Below are 18,707 nucleotides of genomic sequence, written 5' to 3' on the forward strand. Positions count from 1 at the left end.
TTTTTGTCGGTTTCATTATCTATTAGTCTGATTATAATAAAAGCCAATTCTTTTCATGTGATTTTCACAGGCAAAGGTGTAAAAATAGGTGATTTAGACGTCTAAACAGTGTAAAATCCGCCTACTTTTTGACCAGCGCTTCAGCCTTTTAAAGGCAATATAGTAAGGCTGGTTTTTCACTTTAGTTTTAATAAAAGGTAACTAAGTAGAAATGAGCAATTATTCCGTATTCACGTCGGAGTCCGTTTCTGAAGGACATCCAGACAAAATTGCCGATCAAATTTCCGATGCAGTTCTTGATGCGATCCTAGCTCAGGATATCAATGCTCGCGTTGCAGTTGAGACCATGGTTAAAACCGGCATGGTCATTGTTGCTGGTGAAGTAGCCACTTCCGCGTGGGTTGATATTGAAGAACTAGCTCGTAACACCATTAAGCAAATTGGCTATAACAGCTCGGAAATGGGTTTTGACTGGGAATCCTGTGCCGTACTAAACGCCATCGGCAAACAGAGTCCGGACATTGCTCAAGGTGTTGACCGTGACGATCCAGAAGCGCAAGGCGCAGGCGATCAAGGTTTGATGTTCGGATATGCATCAAACGAAACCGACGTGTTAATGCCAGCACCTATCACTTATTCTCACCGTCTGGTTCAAAAGCAGGCTGAGCTACGCAAGAATGGTAAACTAGCTTGGTTACGTCCTGACGCTAAAAGTCAGCTGACTTTCCGTTATGAAAATGACAAGCCTGTTGGTATCGATGCGGTGGTATTATCAACACAGCATGATCCAGAGATTTCACAGAAAGATTTGCAGGAAGCTGTAATTGAAGAAATCATCAAGCCTGTTCTTCCAGCGGAATGGATTAGCGATAAAACCAAGTACTTTGTAAACCCAACGGGCAAGTTTGTTATTGGTGGCCCAATGGGCGACTGCGGTTTGACCGGCCGTAAAATTATCGTTGATACCTACGGTGGTATGGCGCGCCATGGTGGTGGTGCTTTCTCTGGTAAAGACCCTTCAAAAGTAGACCGCAGTGCTGCTTACGCAGGCCGTTACGTTGCAAAAAATATCGTTGCAGCTGGTCTTGCAGATCGTTGTGAGATTCAGGTTTCTTACGCGATTGGTGTGGCCGAACCAACATCTATAAGCGTTAACACTTTTGGCACTGGTAAAGTCAGCGAAGATAAATTAGTCGAGCTGGTACGCGAGCACTTTGACCTTCGTCCTCGAGGCTTAACTAAGATGCTTAACTTGCTACAGCCAATTTATCAGGCTACTGCAGCTTATGGTCACTTTGGCCGTACTGAAGACAGTTTTACTTGGGAAAGAACAGATAAAGCTGAAGCATTGCGTGCTGCTGCAGGTCTATAACCTTATTATTTTTTCACTCACTAGATGGCTCTTTCGGTATCAGTTTTCTGATAATACCTTAGGAAAGAGCCGAACAATTTGGGAACATTATGACTGACCACATCATTAAAGATATTGCTCTAGCCGATTGGGGCCACAAAGAAATTGATATCGCAAAAAGCGAAATGCCTGGCTTAATGGCCATTCGCGAAGAATATGGTTCAGAACAACCTCTTAAGGGCGCTCGCATTGCGGGTTCTCTACACATGACAATCCAGACGGCCATGTTGATCGAAACTCTGGTCGCCCTTGGCGCAGAAGTTCGTTGGGCATCCTGTAATATCTATTCCACTCAGGATCATGCTGCTGCCGCAATTGCGGATCAAGGTATTCCAGTTTTTGCCTACAAAGGCGAAACTCTGGATGAGTATTGGGAATACACGCACCACATCATGGAATGGCATGACGGTGGCTCACCAAACATGATTCTTGACGATGGTGGCGATGCTACAACTCTACTAATTCTAGGTACTCGTGCAGAAAAAGATATTTCAGTTTTGGATAACCCTAAGAGTGAAGAAGAAGTTGCTCTGTTCAAAGCCATCAAAGTAAAACTTTCTGAAGACAGCGATTTCTACTCTCGTACCTTGGCTAACATTCAGGGTGTCACTGAAGAAACCACCACAGGTGTTGCGCGTCTTTATCAAATGAAGAAACGTGGCGAACTACCGTTCCCAGCAATCAATGTTAATGATTCAGTAACTAAGTCTAAGTTTGATAACCTTTACGGTTGTCGTGAGTCATTGGTTGACGGTATCAAGCGTGCAACCGACGTTATGATCGCGGGTAAAATCTCTATTGTTTGTGGTTACGGTGATGTTGGTAAAGGTTCTGCACAATCACTTCGTGGTTTAGGTGCGACAGTATGGGTAACTGAAATCGATCCAATCTGTGCCTTACAGGCTGCGATGGAAGGTTTCCGTGTGGTTGACCTTGAAGATCCAAACATTGTTGAACAGGCTGATATCTTTGTAACAGCAACTGGTAACTATGACATCATTCGCCATGAACACATGGTTCGCATGAAAGATCAGGCTATCGTTTGTAATATTGGTCACTTTGATAACGAAATCGATGTTGCTAGCCTTGAAAAATACGAGTGGATCAATGTTAAAGAACAAGTTGATCAAATTCGTTTCCCAGATGGTAAGCGTATTACGCTATTGGCTAAAGGTCGTCTAGTAAACCTTGGTTGTGCTACTGGCCACCCAAGCTTTGTTATGTCCAACTCATTCACCAACCAGGTGTTGGCTCAAATTGAGTTGTGGAGAAATGGCGATAAATACGACAATGATGTTTATATCTTACCTAAGCATCTAGACGAAAAAGTCGCTAAGTTGCACCTTGAAAGAATTGGTGCTCGTTTGACAACGCTTCGTCAAGATCAGGCAGATTATATTAATGTACCGGTTGAAGGTCCTTACAAACCTGAACATTACCGTTATTAATCCCTGCTTTGTTAGCACTTGAGAAAGCCGGCACTTGCCGGCTTTTTTGACCAATATACAAATATATTCCCTGAGACTCTGGCTTTGAGTCTTCCTCTCAAATACGCGATAATAGCGCCATCATTTTTCAATGGTTTCAATATATTTCTATGGATAACGCTTCCCTTAAAAAACGTGACTTAGCTGTGCTTTGGCACCCCTGCAGTCAAATGAAAGATTATGAGCGCTACCCTATGACACCAATTAAGCGTGGCGATGGCGTCTATTTAGAAGATTTTGATGGTAATCGCTACATCGATGCTGTCAGCTCATGGTGGGTTAACCTATTTGGTCATAGTAACCCCACCATTGCCAATGCCATGAAAGAGCAAGTGGATAAACTTGAGCATGTTATTTTTGCTGGTTTTACTCATGAGCCCGCCATCGACCTCGCCGAACAACTTGTGGCTATGACCCCTGAAGGTCTAGACCGTGTTTTTTACGGTGAGAATGGTTCTTCAGCTGTCGAAATAGCCTTGAAAATGAGTGTCCATTACTGGCAATTGGCTGGAAAGCCCGACAAGACTAAATTTATTGCGCTTGAAAGCGGCTATCATGGCGAAACGACAGGGGCTCTGGCAGTTTCCGATCTAGGACTCTATAAGGCGCCTTATAAGTCATTAATGTTTAATGTCATGACGGCACCTTCACCTGATTGTTTTTATCGTGAGGAAGGCGAAAGCTGGCATGATTACTCCTTGCGTCAATTTGAAAAGATGCGCGCCCTGGTCGAGCGAGAGCATGAAAACGTTGCAGCCATCATCGTTGAACCCTTAGTCCAATGTGCATCGGGTATGCGCATGTATCATCCTGTCTACCTTAGCGAATTACGCAAACTGTGTGACCAATATGATGTTCACCTGATCGCTGATGAAATCGCTGTTGGCTTTGGTAGAACCGGTACATTGTTTGCCTGTGAGCAGGCAAATATCAGTCCCGACTTTATGTGTGTATCAAAAGGATTAACGGCAGGCTTTTTGCCTTTATCTGCCATGTTGACCAAAGAGACAATTTTTCAGGCTTTTTATGATGATTATGAAAAGCTTACAGCCTTCCTTCATTCACACAGTTACACTGGCTATGCCACCGGTTGTGCAGTGGCCAAGGCAACTCTCGATATTTTCCAAAGTCAGCCCATTATTGAGAACAATAAAGTATTAGCACAACACATGGCGCAAGCGACTGCTCATTTTGCTGATCATTCCAATATCGCTGAGGTTAGACAGACGGGGATGATTCTGGCTGCAGAAATGGTACAGGATAAAAAGACTCGTACACCTTATGACTGGAAAGAACGACGTGGAATGCGAGTTTATGAATATTCCTTATCACAAGGCGCTTTATTACGCCCGCTGGGCAATGTCGTTTACTTTATGCCACCCTACGTCATAACCCCTGAAGAAATCGATAAACTGGCTGACATCGCGTGGCAAGGTATCCAATTGGCAACTAAGGATTAAAGATGCGCATCCCCCGTATTTTTACCACACAACAACTGACACCTTCCTCAGAATTGTTGCTCGAGAAGGAAGCTGGCAATCATGTTAGTCGTGTCTTACGTATGACAGTCGGACAACAGTTAGAATTATTTAATGGAGACGGGAATAGCTATTTTTGTAACATTCTCTCGGTTGAACGTAATCAAGTTTCTGTTCACATCGTTGAGTCAAAAAGCAGCAATAACGAGTCACCACTAAATATCCATCTTTATCAGGGTGTATCTCGTGGTGACAAAATGGAGCTCACACTGCAAAAAGGTGTTGAATTAGGAGTTAAGCAATTCACACCACTTATCACCGAGCGCTGCGGGGTAAAACTTGATGACAAGCGCTGGCAAAAAAAGCATGAGCACTGGCAAAAAGTCATCGAAAGTGCCTGTGAGCAATGTGGTCGTAACACCATCCCGATACTTCATCCTGTCATCAAGTTGCAGGCAGCATTAACTCACTTGAACGCCAATAGTTTCTTCATGCATCCAGAAGCAAAAACCGGCTTTAAGTCGATCTCCGCTAATATTGACTCTGAAATTCAATTATGGGTTGGGCCAGAAGGTGGTTTTAGCGATGAAGAAATAAGTTCGGTTACTGCCCATGGATGCAACCCTGTACAGCTTGGACCACGAGTATTAAGAACAGAAACGGCAGCCTTAGCTGCCGTTGCGGTAATGAATAGTGTCTGGGGCGACTTCTAAGTATTTCTGAATTAAGAAGCTCTCTCAGAGAGCATAGTTTCCAATAAGTCTAAATCTGGTATCAGTGCTTTACGCCCTTCCAGATCTGCCCAGGCTTTAACTCCCTTGGGCAAATCTTCTTGTACCACCTGACTATTATTTTCATCAACTGGCACTAGTCGGGGAATACCTTGCACCATAATAGCGATATAGGGTATTTCCTGATTACCATTTAACGTATATACAATTGCGATTCGCGAGCGACGTAATTCACCCAAATCTGTTTTACCTTGTACCCTTTCCAAGGAAACTACCGGAATCTTAATGTTACGCCATACAATCTGACCAATTTGCCAGTCTTCACTAGATTCAGCATCTTCCATAAGATCAACATTCATAAAAGGAACAATCTCAGCAACTGTCGCATTCGGCAACAATAAACTGTTTTCAATCATAGGAATCAAAAAGCTGTAAACATCTTGTACTTTTTTGGTCATGCTTTCTCTCACGCGTATTGGTCAACTGGAAATAAAGCTTCTAATAAAATGACCAGTTGCTCAGCAAGGCCGGCCGGATCATCTTTGTAAGTAACATTTCCTGTTTTAATCATACTTTCGGGCATTGAAGACTGGATACAGCTTTCTATCGTCTGGCACCAGATATCAACCCCACTCTCGGTCAACAAATCAGAATTTGCTGAACCATCATCACCCATACCACTGAAGACAATTGCTAGTTTTTCAACATCTCTTAGCTCAAGCGATTCGGCAAATAGTTCATTAATATTTGGAGCATAAGGTTTACTCCATTCTTCATCAGTAATGATAATCTTGCCTTGCACTACAAAACTAATCTTTTTATCGATTGGTGCTATATATAATTTGCCAGGTTTAATGTCTTTGTATTGATCAATTATTTCAGCATCAATAAAAGCATGCTCGTTAAGCATTGCTTGCAAACTAGGTAATGACCCTTCATTAATGTGATTCGCCAGAACAAAACAAACCGGTAACGGCTTATCGGGCAAGGCATCAATAAAAGCCTTAACTGCCGCTGGACCACCGGTTGAGGCAGCCAGCAACACCAACATTGTATTCATTACAGCTTGTTCAATCCTTTAGTCTTCCAACTTAAGCATTTCATCAATCGTACCTAATAGAGTTTCCTCATTATAAGGTTTACCTAGATAACGATTAACACCAATCTGTTCAGCACGCTCGCGGTGTTTCTCACCAGTACGAGAAGTAATCATAATGATTGGTAAATGCTTAAGTCTTTCATCATGTCGAATAATGGTTGCTAGTTCGAAACCATCCATTCGTGGCATTTCAATATCCAGTAGCATGACATCCGGAATGTCGTCATGCAGCTGTGTAATTGCATCAACACCATCTTTAGCCGTCATTACCTGGAATTGGTGACGTTGCAGTAGTCGTGCGGTAACTTTGCGAACTGTAATCGAGTCATCCACAACCATAACTACTGGGATACGATCTTCGACCGTAGTCTCCTGTACCATTCCGGCTTCGTGAGAGAAATCCCACTCGTGGAAACGGTCAACCAATGTCTGCATATCCAGAATCAGTACAACACTACCATCACCGAGAATCGATGCTCCTGAAATGCCAGGTACTGTGGATATCTGACGACCAATATTTTTTACCACGATTTCGCGAGAACCAATTAGTTCGTCAACATGCACCGCAATTGGTTTATCTTCACCTTGAATAATCAATACAGGAACGAACTCATCTACCGGAGGAACAATATCTGAATTCCGATCTAGAATCTGACCGAGATAACGTAACTCATACTCTTCACCAAGGTGCGTGAAGGTCTTATCTTTATCCTGATAGATTTCTAATACTTCTTTTGCACTGACACGAGCAACTGTCGTGATATTCGACAATGGAATGGCGTATGGCTCACCTTTTACTTTAACCATCAATGCTTGGTTAGATGATAAGGTAAATGGTAAACGCACTGTCATAGTTGTACCTTTACCTTCTTCAGAGCTAATATTTAATGAGCCACCAAGCTGAAGAATTTCACTATGCACTACATCCATGCCCACACCACGGCCAGATATCTGGGTCACAGTTTCTGCGGTTGAGAAACCAGGCTGTAGAATCAGACGGAATAGCTCACGGTCTGTAGGATTGTAAGATTCATCAATCATGCCCTGCGATATAGCACGCTTGCGCACTTTATCTTTACGGATACCGGCACCATCATCTTGAATCTGGATATAAACTTCATTACCACGTCTCGACAAGCTTAGGTGTACTGTTCCTTTTTCTGCTTTACCAGCTTTTTTACGCTCATCCTTAGACTCAATACCATGGTCAATTGCGTTTCGGAGCATATGGTCGAGCGGCGCAACCATTCGCTCAATTACAGTACGGTCCATCTCACCTTCAGACTCAAGAATCAGATCTACATCTTTATTTAATTCAGTCGAAATCTGACGAACCATTCGACGCAGGCGACTTTCTATACTGTTAAATGGCACCATTCGAGTACGCATCAATCGGTCTTGCAATTCTGTATTTACACGACCCTGTGCCAGCAATGTAGCTTCTGCATCACCAACTTTAGTTTCAAGTGTCTCTTGAATTGACATCAAGTCGCTCGCAGCCTCAAGTAGACTTCGAGTCAATTCCTGTTGACGAGTATAACGGTCCATTTCCAGAGGATCGAACTCATCAAAATCAACACCGGAAATTTCACGGCGATACAGTACCTGTGCTTCTGTTTCAATTTCCAGATTACGTAGCTGTTCACGCAGACGGTCAACTGTTGATGACATCTCACCAAGGTTGAAGTTAAGGTCTGCCACCTGCTGCTCAAGACGCGAACGGAAGATGGAAGCCTCTCCAGACAAGTTCACCAAGTTATCCAGTACCTCTGAACGTACACGGATAACATCTCGGTTAGCTGCCTCCTTAGCTTCTTCTTCCTTCTGTTTCTGTCTATCTGCAAGCGAAACGATTTTCACTTCTGCCTGTTCACCAGACTCAGCAAGATCGCGCTTATCCAGTTGCTCTAACTGAGACTCAATGGTTGCTTTGTCATTTTCCAACTTACGTAATAACTCAGCAGGTTTCGCAGGCATCTGACCATTACGAACCTGATCAACCATTTCGTGTAACTCGTCATAGCTACGACGCAGCATATCAGCCCAGCGAGCATGGCCAAGTCTAGGGTCTCTTGCCAGAGCTTCGACAACTCCTTCAAGCTTGTGAGTTAATTCACCAACCGGAGTAATAGCAGCCAGTTTTGCACCACTCTTAAGTGTGTGCAGATTGCGCATAGCCGTGTTCAGTGGCTCTACATTGTGTAAATCATTTGACCAGCGTTCGATTGCTTCTTCATATGAAGTCAACAGTTCAGACGCTTCGCCAAGGAACAGTTCAGCCAACTCCTCATTCCAGGCGGCTTCTTCGGTATCAATTTCCTCTTTAGATTCAATCTCTTCAGGCTCAGCTGGCTGTTGAGTTTCTGCAACGGGCGTTGTTTCCTCAGCTTTCTCTGGCTCTGATGGCTTAACTTCTTCAGCTGCTGGTGCAATGTCAGCCTCTGACTGTGGGCGAACATATGCTCTACCAGCTTTTTGAGCAGCAATAAAGCCTTCAATCTCATCAAGCATTGCAGCAGGTGATGGGATCTTTTCAGGAGTGTTGCGAGCATTGAAGATTGCCAATAATTTATCTTCCGCACGCTCAGCTAAATCGATTGCTTCTTCAGATGAAGCAAATAGCTGATCAGTAATAGCTGTATATAAATCTTCCAGCCCATGAGCTAAGTCGCCAATTGGTGAGAAGCCAGCCATTCTTGCACTCCCCTTAAGGGTGTGTAAGTTACGTTGCAACTCAGCAATTATTTTTAAATTGTTGGGTTCCTGGCGCCACTTTTGAAGTAAGTTTGCGTCGCTATCGAATAATTCTTCTGCTTCTTCGCTGAATATCTCGAGCAACTCATCATCTACGTCTAAATCAAGGCTTATGGTTTTAGCGATTTCTTTCTCTGGTACAGGAGCCTCTTCGCTAACCTCTGCAGTTTCTTCCTCTGTTGGTACTTCATCCAGATCTTCTACTTGCTCTGCAGCTTCGTTTGCAGTATCCGACACACTTTCTTCCGTTTCAGCAGTTGTCTCTTCCGTAATTTCTGCAGTTACTTCAGGCTCTTCTTTAACAGTTTCTTCAGGCAGCTCTGATTCATAGACTTCTTCTTGAGCTGTCTCCTCTGGAGCTTCCTCTTTTTCGTCAGCTGCTAATTCTTCAGATAGGTCTAATTCATCACTTAAATCTAGACCAAGCTCTTCAGCCGCATCCTCTAAACTTAAATCTTCAGCTTCTTCATGCTCATCAGTAACTGACTCTTCCTCCATTGCCTCAGAGGCAAGGAATTCATCAGAGAATTCAAACTCTACTGAATTATCGTCAGTTGTGGCTTTTTCTTCTTTTTTCTCTTCTGACTTCTCTTCTTGGACTTCTTCGGATTCTTTTGTTAAGAAATCATCTTCTAGCGTAAACTCTAGTGAATTATCATCTTTTGAAGTTTCTCTGTCTTTAGTTTCTGCAGCTGGCTTTTCTTCAGTTTTTGAAGGCGGCGTAAAGTCATCAAGATTAAACTCAATTGAGTTATCATCTTGAGTAGCTCTTTGCTCTTCCTTCTCTTCCGTAGTAGGAACTTGAACTGATTCTTCTGGAGTTTCTTCAAACTGGACTTCTTCACTTTCGCCCAAAGAGATTTCTTCGGGTGCAGATTCTAATTCAAGACCAGTTGTTTCAGCCGGCTTCCAAGTTTGCAGTGCCTGAACCAGATCTCTAGCCTCTGGAATAGATAAGTTAGCTGCAAGGCAGTCAAACTGATTTTCAAGCTGGTTGTATGCCTCTTGCAGTAAAGTACCAATTGAAGTGTCTACCTTGTTAGCAGTCATATTACGTTGTAACGCATCGCTCAATGCTGCTACAACTTGTTCAATTTCATTAAGCTCTGCTTCGCTGAGAATGCTTTTCAAACGTTCGACTGATGCCATCAGATAAGATATTCTCTCAAGACGCTGAGGCTCTGGTGTTTCCTGTAAATTGGTACTTTCGATATCGACTAGAACATCTGAAGCAATATTAAAGATATCTTTGATTAGCTCTGGATCGCGGCCCTGTTCCTGTCCAGTCTCACCAGATTCGTCAAAGCGCTTCTGCTGCTGGGCAAGCTGCTGCAGAATTTCATCTTCATGTGCAGAGATTACCTGATCATCTTCAGGAGTGCTGATGATATGCCTTAGTAGATCCTTAGTATGATCAATTAAAGACATATCAGCTTCTTCTGCTAATAACTCACGGGTCTTTAATTCCTGGAAGTAGCTTTCAACAGGGACAATAACATTCGTTAGTGACTGTATGTTTGCGATGTGGGCAACACCTTTTAGAGTGTGTAGTGAACGCAGAAGGTTGTCACTAATTTGACTCTGTGTAATACCTTGTTGGCGTTGATTGGCGAACATTTCTAGACTTGTCACATGCCCTTCAGCTTCTTGCTTGAAGATATCAAACAGTTCTTGCTCGGCAGCCTGATCAGACTCTTCTTCAGTTTGTTCCTGTTGAGGCTGAAGATCCGTTATCATTTCACCTTTACTAATTCGATTCGCACGGTCTGCCAACTCTTTAGGGAACTTGGTTTTTTCACCTGAGGCAAACTGCTTTACCATTTCTGGTAATGTATTGGCAACTTCTTCGGTTGTTACGAAAAGGGCAGGTGTATATTCAATGCTATGATCAATCAGGCGATTCAACATATTTTCAATCGCCCAACTTAATTCGCCGATATCTGTGGCACCTACCATACGCCCACTACCTTTTAGGGTATGGAAATTGCGTCGGATAGTTGAGATTGCTTCCTTATTTGTTTGATCCTGTTTCCATTCAGGTAACAAGCTGTGCATTTCTTCCAGCACTTCATCAGCTTCTTCGATAAAGATTTCACGTACTTCATCATCAATCAGCTCATCGCTATCATCAGACTCATCATACGTCTCACTTTCGACCATCTCTATTTCTGGCATCTCCAGGGCATCATCGAGCACTGGCAATAATTCTTCATCGAGACTGCCGTAATGTGCCTCAAGCTCACCGATACTATCGACGGCGCGCTGTAATATGACCGGCAACCCATGCAGGCCTGAAGACATCAATCCTTCTAGGTAATAATCAACAGAACTGATCGCATCAGCAAGTGTAGAAATTTCTGCTTCGCTAAGTACTACTTTCTCACTAATGAGATATTTAACAACGAAGTTTTTTGCCTTAGAAATGACGTCAAGTAAGTTATCCAATTGAGCAAATGTTAATGCACCTTCAACTTCTTTTAATAGCTCTGGTACTTGCTCCAACCTTTTAATGTTATGGCTTTCATCTAAATAATCGGTGATGGCATCTTTAACTTTATGCAAATTGCCACGACTTTCCTGAACCAGTTGGTATCGTGCATTAATAATCTGCAAGGACTCGCCCTCACCTTGGCCAAGACTTTCATTAGCCAACTGTTTGCTGTCCATTTTTAATGCCCGCTCGATATAATCCTCAAGCGATAAAATACCCTCTGCGATATAAACTAGTCCTTGCTCACGATCAGCTTCTGAGCCATCAAGCAAATTGCCAATGGATTTCATTTGTTTGCTGATCATATCCTTTGACTGAGTCAAACCTAACATCGACATGGTATCGGAAATCTTTTGCATTGCCGGAACCATATCTTCTAGAGGTTCGCTCTCCTGCGACTTGGTCCTAATGTATAGATCAAGTGACTCTTTTATTTCGCCTAAATCTTCTTTAATAACATTTAGTGCAATACGAACGCTTTCTGTGTCTGGCCCAGTTAAGTCACTGGATTCACTTTCCAGATCACCAAGCGTGTCCATCAATTGATTTAGCTGGAATTTATCCTGAACCTCTTTAACTTGCTCATCTTCTGTATCGAATTGAGCTACGTAGAAAAGAACATTGATTAATACTTTATTCGCTTCTTCTTCATTAGCTGTTTTTTCTATTAATTCACGGATCCGGCGATCGACCTGACCCAGCAAGCCTTTAACTACAGGCTTATCTTTCTTAGAAAGAAGTGCAATGTTCTTTAAAAATACTGTGGTTACCCACCATAAATTTTGGTAGGGAACACGATTGCCCAAGCCCCATAAGGTTTGAGTTACCTGCTGCATACGCTCAAGGTTATTCTGCGTATCCACATCACGAATGACACCTAACAAGCCCTGCTGGAACTTAGAACGTAAAGATTTAACTTCCGCTAAAATATCACCTTTTAAATCTACTTTCTGTTTAGGTGCTGGTGCTTCAATACCTTCAGTGGGAATGCTAATTAAATTACCAGCACCCAAACTATCAACATTACGGCAGGCACGCATATCATTGATGGCTGGTAATAAAATAACGGGAAGATCTGACTTACCTTCAGCATAACGTGAGAGGTAGCTGCGGAATCTTAGAATGGCCGATAGAAATACTTCATATGCTTTTTCATTTGAGGCTACATTTTTCTCACCAATCGCTTCAGCGAGTGCTTCCATCTCTTCAGCAAGTAATGCAGCTCCTGAAAACTCAAGCATTTGCATGGTGCCACGGATCTGGTGCATGCAATTAGCACAGAAATGTATTTGGGTTTTATCAGTCTCATCTTCCGCATACGCTTTGATGGCATTTTGCGCCTGCTCAAGCGTGCTTTCGATTTCGTCTTTAACCCAATTTAAAGCTACTTTTGTCTGATTATCTTTCATGCCTACACCATTTTTTGTAGCTATAGCTGCCGCTGATATGCCAAACAGTTTTTCTCGTCAATCCGTACTAACTCAGGATGCTTCCAATTAATTATTTCACCCAGGCCCAATATCAATACGCCACCCGGAATTAATCGTTCAACCAGCCCTTCCAAGATATTAATTCGATCCTCAGGGCGAAAATAAATTAATACGTTCTGACAAAATATGACGTCATAATTTCGTTTCGGCGAATTCCCAATTTCATTGAGATTTCCCTGTAAGAACAGTACTCGATTTCGAATGTGCTCTTTAACTCGCCAATGTCTACTATCATGACGATTAAAATATGATGCCTGTATTTCTGGTGACATCATGTGTAACTTTCTATCGCTATATATCGCACGTCTAGCCGCACTAAGTGCCGGATAACTGATATCTATACCAGTAATCCCGTAATAAAATCTCAGTCCCTTTTCTGTCAGCGTGTTTAAACTTAACTCTTCTAAAGCAATCGCCAGACTGTAAGGCTCTTCGCCCGTTGAACAGCCAACGCTCCAGATTTGAACATTGCAATCGCTATTCGAGTTAGCTGATTGAATAATCTTCTGCTGACAAACATGTTGCACTAAATCAAACGATTCTTTATGTCTAAAGAAGCTCGTTTCATGAATGGTTAATGCATCAATCAACTGAAACCATTCTAGTGAAGCCCAGTTTTTATCCTGTAACTTCTGGTAGTACTCATCATAGTCTCTAAGGTTCAGGTCCCTTATACGTTTCAGCAGACTTGTCTTTAAAAAAAGCTGTCTATTTGCTGGGATCCAGATTCCTGAATACTTTCTAATTAGAGACTGCCATCTTTCAAAAGTGGCAGTCTCCATATCTGGAACATGAGTTAAAGAGCTATGTTTCAACTAGTGGCCCGCAATTAGTCTTTCTTTTTTGTCTCTTCTTCCAAAAAGATGTCTTCGTCTAATTCTTCGAGACTCTCACCAGCTTCTTTCAAGAAATCTTCAAGCTCATCACTCGATTCCTGCAGATCATTACTGGCATCTTCGAGCTCACTAGTTTCTTCACTTAATGACTCTAACGATTCATCAAGCTCATTGCTTGTAGACTCTTCTGACTCTTCAATATCATCAAACATATTTTCAAAGCTTTCTTCAGAATCGTCTTCAACAGCTGATACCTCTTCACCGCGGAAGTAATCATCGTTTGTTGAATCCAACTTAAAGCCAGATACTGAACGACGTAAGTCTTCTGACAACTCGGTCAACTTACCAATCGAACGAGCTGTTTCCTGAGTACCTTCAGAAGTTTGCGTTGTAATCTCCTGAATGACCGTCATCGTATTCGACACGTGACCTGCAGATGCAGCCTGTTGACGTGCTGCATTCGAAATACTCTGAATCAAGTCCGCCAGGTTAGTTGATACCGTTTCAATTTCTTCTAGTGCCACACCCGCATCTTGTGCCAATCGAGCACCGCGAACAACTTCAGAAGTCGTATCCTCCATCGAGATTACCGCTTCGTTGGTATCCGTCTGAATCGTTTTTACCAGCGCTTCAATCTGTTTTGTCGCATTAGATGAACGTTCCGCCAGTCGCTGAACCTCATCCGCAACTACCGCGAAACCACGACCGGCTTCACCTGCTGCCGATGCCTGAATCGCTGCGTTCAATGCCAGAATGTTCGTCTGGTCAGCAATATCGTTAATCAATGATACGATGTTACCAATTTCTTGTGACGACTCACCGAGACGTTTAATACGTTTCGAGGTTTCTTGAATCTGCTCACGAATCGTGTCCATGCCTCGGATGGTATTACGTACAACTTCACCACCTTTCTTAGCAATTTCCACCGATTTTTCCGCAACCTGTGAAGACTCAGATGCGTTCGCTGATACCTGTTCAATAGATACCGCCATTTCGTTAATCGCTGCTGAGGCTCCAGTAATTTCCTGTGCCTGTTGGCGAGAAGCTTCTGCAAGTGCAGTCGATGTTTGCTGAGTTTCTTCAGCAGATTTCGATACCTGGTCAACCGCTTCGTTAATTGCGCCTACCACACCACGCAACTGGTCAATGGTTAAGTTAAATGAGTCAGCAATCGCACCCGTGAAGTCCTCGGTTACGGTTGCTTTTACAGTCAAGTCACCATCCGCCAAGCTGTCAATCTCATCCAGAAGACGAATAATCGCTTCCTGGTTTCGAGCATTCTCTTCTTTCTCACGCTCTGCTGACACTTCAGATTCGCGTAATCGAACTTTCTCTGCTTTTCGTTGGTTCAGATACATACCTACCAATAACAGTAGGATGAGAACGAACAATGCACCTGATAGCATCGGGCTACCTGGTTCCGTATAACTAGTCGTCAAAGCTGCAAATGCTGATTCAACGTTTGTCGTACTGCTCAACAATGTGTCCGCTGAGCTATAAATAGAGTCCGATGCGTTTTGTACTTCAAACAGCTTCGGCGTACTAAATACAATGTAGTCAACTTTCTCGCTGACGCTCTGGAATTCGCTTACGATTGACTCTAGAGCTGATCGCGCCTCGGGATTGTTTACGCGTCGAATCTCAAGTAGAGCATCACCGTTTAACTGACCTTCCAGATAAACACCAAACGTATCTACGTCCTGACCAAAGTCCTCTGCTGCAATCTGTGCTTCGTCACCACCACGCAGAACTTTCTGCATGCCTGATGAAATACGTTCAGCCAACCATTTTTGGCGAGTTGCCTGGTGGACTTCCTCACCATCAGCTCGGTTATCCAGCAGTATATCAATCACACTATCGTACTGACGTTGCATAGTTGGGATTTGTTCTGCCAACTCATCCGCATTGGTGTACATGCGATTTACAACTTCCTGGTTTGCCAAGATTGACTGTGTCTGCGGTTCAACTTCACGCCACAAACTTTCAAGAGCTTTCAACTCGTTATTTCGCACGTTAGCTGGTGCTGGAGGTAGGTTGGTTACACCTTCTCCGTCGATCAACTTACGCAAATTACCGCTAAACTGCTTGGCCGCTGCATCCAATTCGGCAAACGCCGACTGGGTACCCTGCGCTGCTTCTGAGGCGTTTGTTGCAATCTGTTGCGACAATACCTTCATTTCTGACGCAAGCTCTGAACGCTGAATACGGTTCTGACTTTCTAAGAAACCATAACCAGCATTAACTGCCAGCGCGATCAAGACAACGATCAATAAAAAAGCGTAAACACCGATCCCTGATCGGCTGGCTTTCTTCATCTTCTTTTTGGTCTCACTCATAGGTTGCTCCCGAGACATCTTGACTTCATATTGTTGTAAAATTTACACAGCGACCTGGTGAAGTTCCGGACTTTCCGATAACTCCTTCATCCCAAAAACCCGCCATAACTCCCCGTTTCTTTCGAAGCCCCCTACAATGTAGGGAGCGATAACTGCATCGGCAGTTAGACTGCCTTCAACCTGCTCATCTTCTTCAAAATGGTGCAGGCCACGTACTTCATCAACGATAAGTCCTAAATAGGATCCATGCTGATCAAGCACCAAAACTCTTTGCTTTAATATATTTCTGGAACTTGGACGCCCCAAATACTCCTGCAAATCGACCAAGGCCAACAGGACACCACGTAAATTGGCAACCCCTTTCAGCCAGCTCTTTGCACCGGGTACCTTGGTTGTCTGGGGGACAGGAATAATCTCAGAAATTTCGTCTAGTGGGGCAATATAGTTCACACCATTAAGCAGAAAACTTACCCCGCTATAGAAAGCGCCGCCACTAACATCATGTTGCGGCAGCGAATCGCGATGTTTCTGACTACGTTCTGCTATGTCGGCAAGAATGCCAACAATATTGGTCGCATCAGTTCCAGACATAAGAGGTTATGATCCTAAAACGTTATTCACAGACTCTAATAAAGAGGCTTCATCAACAGGCTTAGTAATATAATCGTTAGCGCCCTGACGCATTCCCCAAACACGGTCTGTTGCTTGAGATTTAGTAGATACGATGATGATTGGAATAGACGATGTAGCAGGATCTTTTTTCAGTTGACGTGTGGCCTGGAAACCATTCAAGCCTGGCATCACAACATCCATTAAAATAACGTCAGGGTGATTTGCTTTAGCAGAAACAATACCAGACTCGCCATCAGGAGCCGTAATAACCTGGTGGCCATTTTTTTCAAGCATACCGGTTAGAATATGTGCTTCTGTTGGAGAATCATCAACAATAAGTACACGCGCCATTATAAATTACCTCTCTTTAAAATCTTTAATTCTTAATCAAGCCACAGCCGGTTTGTTTTGCAACTGCTGGGATATGGCGTTTAATAATTCGTCACGGCTAAATGGTTTGGTCAGATAGTTGTCAGAACCAACGACCCGCCCCTTGGCCTTATCAAACACTCCGTCTTTACTGGACAGCATTATAATTGGGGTGTTTTTGAAATTCTGGTTACTTTTAACAAGAGCACAGGTTTGATACCCGTCAAGGCGAGGCATCATAATATCAATAAAAATGATATCTGGCTTATAGTCGGCAATTTTGGATAACGCATCATATCCATCTACACCGGTTACAACATCACATCCCTGTTTTTTCAAAAGTGTCTCAGCAGTGCGGCGAATAGTTTTACTATCGTCCACCACCATCACTTTCAAACCTTTGAACAAATCACTCATGTATGGCTACCTATGAACAGCGAAAATTCACTATTTAATAAAGAGTTAGCGCCTTTTCTTCAACTTTTTTTTAGATTTCTACTTACCTTTTATCATAAAAGTCAAGAAGTCGCAAAACAGTTCACATTTTCAGCCTAATTCTGTTGCTGAATCCATGCAACCTTTTTCTTGCAAGAATAAAGGTTTTGCTGGTTAATGCTTCATGATAACTTATTATTAAACCACATGCTTTTTCTTTTATGCCACATTCTCTATTAATGGTCATGGATCCCATTGACCAGGTAAATATTGTTAAAGATACCAGTTTCGGCTTGCTCCTTGAGGCTCAACGTCGTGGCTGGGAATTGTATTACTGCCAGCAACAAGATCTTTACCTGGATCAGGGTGAAGTGAGGGCTAATTGTCAGTCACTGAAAGTGTTTAACAGTGCAGACAAATGGTTTGAACTGCAAACCGCTGAACAAAAAGCTCTGCATCGCTTTGATACGGTGTTTATGCGTAAAGACCCTCCCTTTGACATGAATTATATTTACAGCACTTACCTGCTAGAGCTTGCCGAAGAGCAAGGTACTCTGGTCATTAATAATCCAAGAAGCCTTAGAGATTGTAATGAGAAACTTTTTACAGCCTGGTTTCCTGAGCATACTCCACCCACTTTGGTTACTTCCAACTCGCAGCATCTCAAACGGTTTGTCAGCGAACAGAAAGACGTTATCTTAAAACCGCTGGATGGCATGGGCGGCGCCTCTATTTTCCGGATACAACAGGGCGACCCAAATACTTCGGTCATTATTGAAACTCTTACCGGTGGTGGTAACCATCTGGCTATGGCGCAGCGATTTATTCCAGAAATTACAGCAGGTGATAAGCGTATCCTGATTGTTAATGGCGAAGTAATTCCTTTTGTTCTGGCACGTATTCCTCAGAAGGGAGAAACCCGCGGCAACCTGGCAGCCGGCGGCAGTGGCGTACCTATGCCGATCAGCGAACAGGAGCAAGCTCTAGCCGAAACAATTGCACCCGAGCTGGTCAAACGCGGACTATACTTCGTCGGCCTGGATGTAATTGGAAACTATGTGACCGAAATAAACGTTACCAGTCCAACTTGTATGCGAGAATTAGATAAAGAGTATAATATTAATATCGCTGCCAGACTGTTCGAAGGTCTTGAGCAGAAGATCCAACAATAATAACGT

At 43.1% G+C, this 18,707-nt stretch carries 13 protein-coding genes; 5 read left to right on the forward strand and 8 right to left on the reverse strand.

Translation table 11 applies throughout. From position 1 onward, the window contains the following. Window positions 1-211 precede the first annotated feature (211 nt). The 4 genes from metK to B158_RS0100905 all read left to right on the forward strand — a co-directional run bounded on the left by metK (window position 212) and on the right by B158_RS0100905 (window position 5,089). Entirely contained in the window at window positions 212-1,372 is a 1,161-nt protein-coding gene (metK, locus tag B158_RS0100890; protein WP_018623435.1) for a methionine adenosyltransferase, read from the forward strand. Between the two features lie 89 nt (window positions 1,373-1,461). Then, window positions 1,462-2,859 carry an adenosylhomocysteinase gene (gene ahcY, locus B158_RS0100895; RefSeq protein ID WP_018623436.1) on the forward strand — a complete coding sequence of 466 codons (1,398 nt, stop codon included), beginning with the start codon at window positions 1,462-1,464 and terminating at the stop codon, window positions 2,857-2,859. A gap of 149 nt (window positions 2,860-3,008) precedes the next feature. After that, entirely contained in the window at window positions 3,009-4,358 is a 1,350-nt protein-coding gene (locus B158_RS0100900; RefSeq protein ID WP_026309169.1) for an adenosylmethionine--8-amino-7-oxononanoate transaminase, read from the forward strand. Between the two features lie 2 nt (window positions 4,359-4,360). Then, window positions 4,361-5,089: a 16S rRNA (uracil(1498)-N(3))-methyltransferase gene (locus tag B158_RS0100905; RefSeq protein ID WP_018623438.1), complete on the forward strand. Its 729-nt coding sequence runs from the start codon at window positions 4,361-4,363 to the stop codon at window positions 5,087-5,089. 11 nt (window positions 5,090-5,100) lie between these two features. Here B158_RS0100905 and B158_RS0100910 read toward each other — a convergent pair whose 3' ends face one another. Genes B158_RS0100910 through pilG form a run of 8 tightly spaced genes read right to left on the reverse strand, consistent with a single transcriptional unit; the run spans window position 5,101 to window position 17,511 of the window. Beyond that, entirely contained in the window at window positions 5,101-5,565 is a 465-nt protein-coding gene (locus tag B158_RS0100910; RefSeq protein WP_018623439.1) for a chemotaxis protein CheW, read from the reverse strand. An 8-nt stretch (window positions 5,566-5,573) separates the two neighbouring features. Continuing rightward, window positions 5,574-6,167: a chemotaxis protein CheB gene (locus tag B158_RS0100915; RefSeq protein ID WP_033413770.1), complete on the reverse strand. Its 594-nt coding sequence runs from the start codon at window positions 6,165-6,167 to the stop codon at window positions 5,574-5,576. 18 nt (window positions 6,168-6,185) lie between these two features. After that, window positions 6,186-12,860 carry an Hpt domain-containing protein gene (locus tag B158_RS0100920; RefSeq protein WP_018623441.1) on the reverse strand — a complete coding sequence of 2,225 codons (6,675 nt, stop codon included), beginning with the start codon at window positions 12,858-12,860 and terminating at the stop codon, window positions 6,186-6,188. Between the two features lie 20 nt (window positions 12,861-12,880). Further along, window positions 12,881-13,756, reverse strand: a complete 876-nt coding sequence (locus tag B158_RS0100925) for a CheR family methyltransferase (protein WP_026309170.1) — start codon at window positions 13,754-13,756, stop codon at window positions 12,881-12,883. A 14-nt stretch (window positions 13,757-13,770) separates the two neighbouring features. Next, on the reverse strand, window positions 13,771-16,113 hold the full coding sequence (locus B158_RS12795; RefSeq protein ID WP_018623443.1) for a methyl-accepting chemotaxis protein: 2,343 nt from the start codon (window positions 16,111-16,113) through the stop codon (window positions 13,771-13,773). 42 nt (window positions 16,114-16,155) lie between these two features. Then, a complete protein-coding gene (locus B158_RS0100935; RefSeq protein ID WP_018623444.1) occupies window positions 16,156-16,704 on the reverse strand; it encodes a chemotaxis protein CheW in 549 nt (182 codons plus the stop codon). 6 nt (window positions 16,705-16,710) lie between these two features. Further along, entirely contained in the window at window positions 16,711-17,076 is a 366-nt protein-coding gene (locus tag B158_RS0100940; RefSeq protein ID WP_012800162.1) for a response regulator transcription factor, read from the reverse strand. A 36-nt stretch (window positions 17,077-17,112) separates the two neighbouring features. Further along, on the reverse strand, window positions 17,113-17,511 hold the full coding sequence (gene pilG, locus B158_RS0100945) for a twitching motility response regulator PilG (protein WP_018623445.1): 399 nt from the start codon (window positions 17,509-17,511) through the stop codon (window positions 17,113-17,115). 239 nt (window positions 17,512-17,750) lie between these two features. On the opposite strand from pilG, the gene gshB reads away from it, so the two are divergent. Next, window positions 17,751-18,701, forward strand: coding sequence for a glutathione synthase (gene gshB / locus B158_RS0100950; protein ID WP_018623446.1), 951 nt, complete (start codon window positions 17,751-17,753; stop codon window positions 18,699-18,701). Window positions 18,702-18,707: the final 6 nt, after the last annotated feature.

Origin of the sequence: Kangiella aquimarina DSM 16071 (genome assembly GCF_000374105.1) — a bacterium.
GTDB classification, from domain to species: Bacteria; Pseudomonadota; Gammaproteobacteria; order Enterobacterales; family Kangiellaceae; genus Kangiella; species Kangiella aquimarina.

What these genes read in the sequence shown, in the direction of transcription:
- metK (WP_018623435.1), top strand. Translation starts at nt 212, where the DNA reads ATGAGCAATTATTCCGTATTCACGTCGGAGTCCGTTTCTGAAGGACAT.
- ahcY (WP_018623436.1), top strand. Translation starts at nt 1,462, where the DNA reads ATGACTGACCACATCATTAAAGATATTGCTCTAGCCGATTGGGGCCAC.
- B158_RS0100900 (WP_026309169.1), top strand. Translation starts at nt 3,009, where the DNA reads ATGGATAACGCTTCCCTTAAAAAACGTGACTTAGCTGTGCTTTGGCAC.
- B158_RS0100905 (WP_018623438.1), top strand. Translation starts at nt 4,361, where the DNA reads ATGCGCATCCCCCGTATTTTTACCACACAACAACTGACACCTTCCTCA.
- B158_RS0100910 (WP_018623439.1), bottom strand. Translation starts at nt 5,565, where the DNA reads ATGACCAAAAAAGTACAAGATGTTTACAGCTTTTTGATTCCTATGATT.
- B158_RS0100915 (WP_033413770.1), bottom strand. Translation starts at nt 6,167, where the DNA reads ATGAATACAATGTTGGTGTTGCTGGCTGCCTCAACCGGTGGTCCAGCG.
- B158_RS0100920 (WP_018623441.1), bottom strand. Translation starts at nt 12,860, where the DNA reads ATGAAAGATAATCAGACAAAAGTAGCTTTAAATTGGGTTAAAGACGAA.
- B158_RS12795 (WP_018623443.1), bottom strand. Translation starts at nt 16,113, where the DNA reads ATGAGTGAGACCAAAAAGAAGATGAAGAAAGCCAGCCGATCAGGGATC.
- B158_RS0100935 (WP_018623444.1), bottom strand. Translation starts at nt 16,704, where the DNA reads ATGTCTGGAACTGATGCGACCAATATTGTTGGCATTCTTGCCGACATA.
- B158_RS0100940 (WP_012800162.1), bottom strand. Translation starts at nt 17,076, where the DNA reads ATGGCGCGTGTACTTATTGTTGATGATTCTCCAACAGAAGCACATATT.
- pilG (WP_018623445.1), bottom strand. Translation starts at nt 17,511, where the DNA reads ATGAGTGATTTGTTCAAAGGTTTGAAAGTGATGGTGGTGGACGATAGT.
- gshB (WP_018623446.1), top strand. Translation starts at nt 17,751, where the DNA reads ATGCCACATTCTCTATTAATGGTCATGGATCCCATTGACCAGGTAAAT.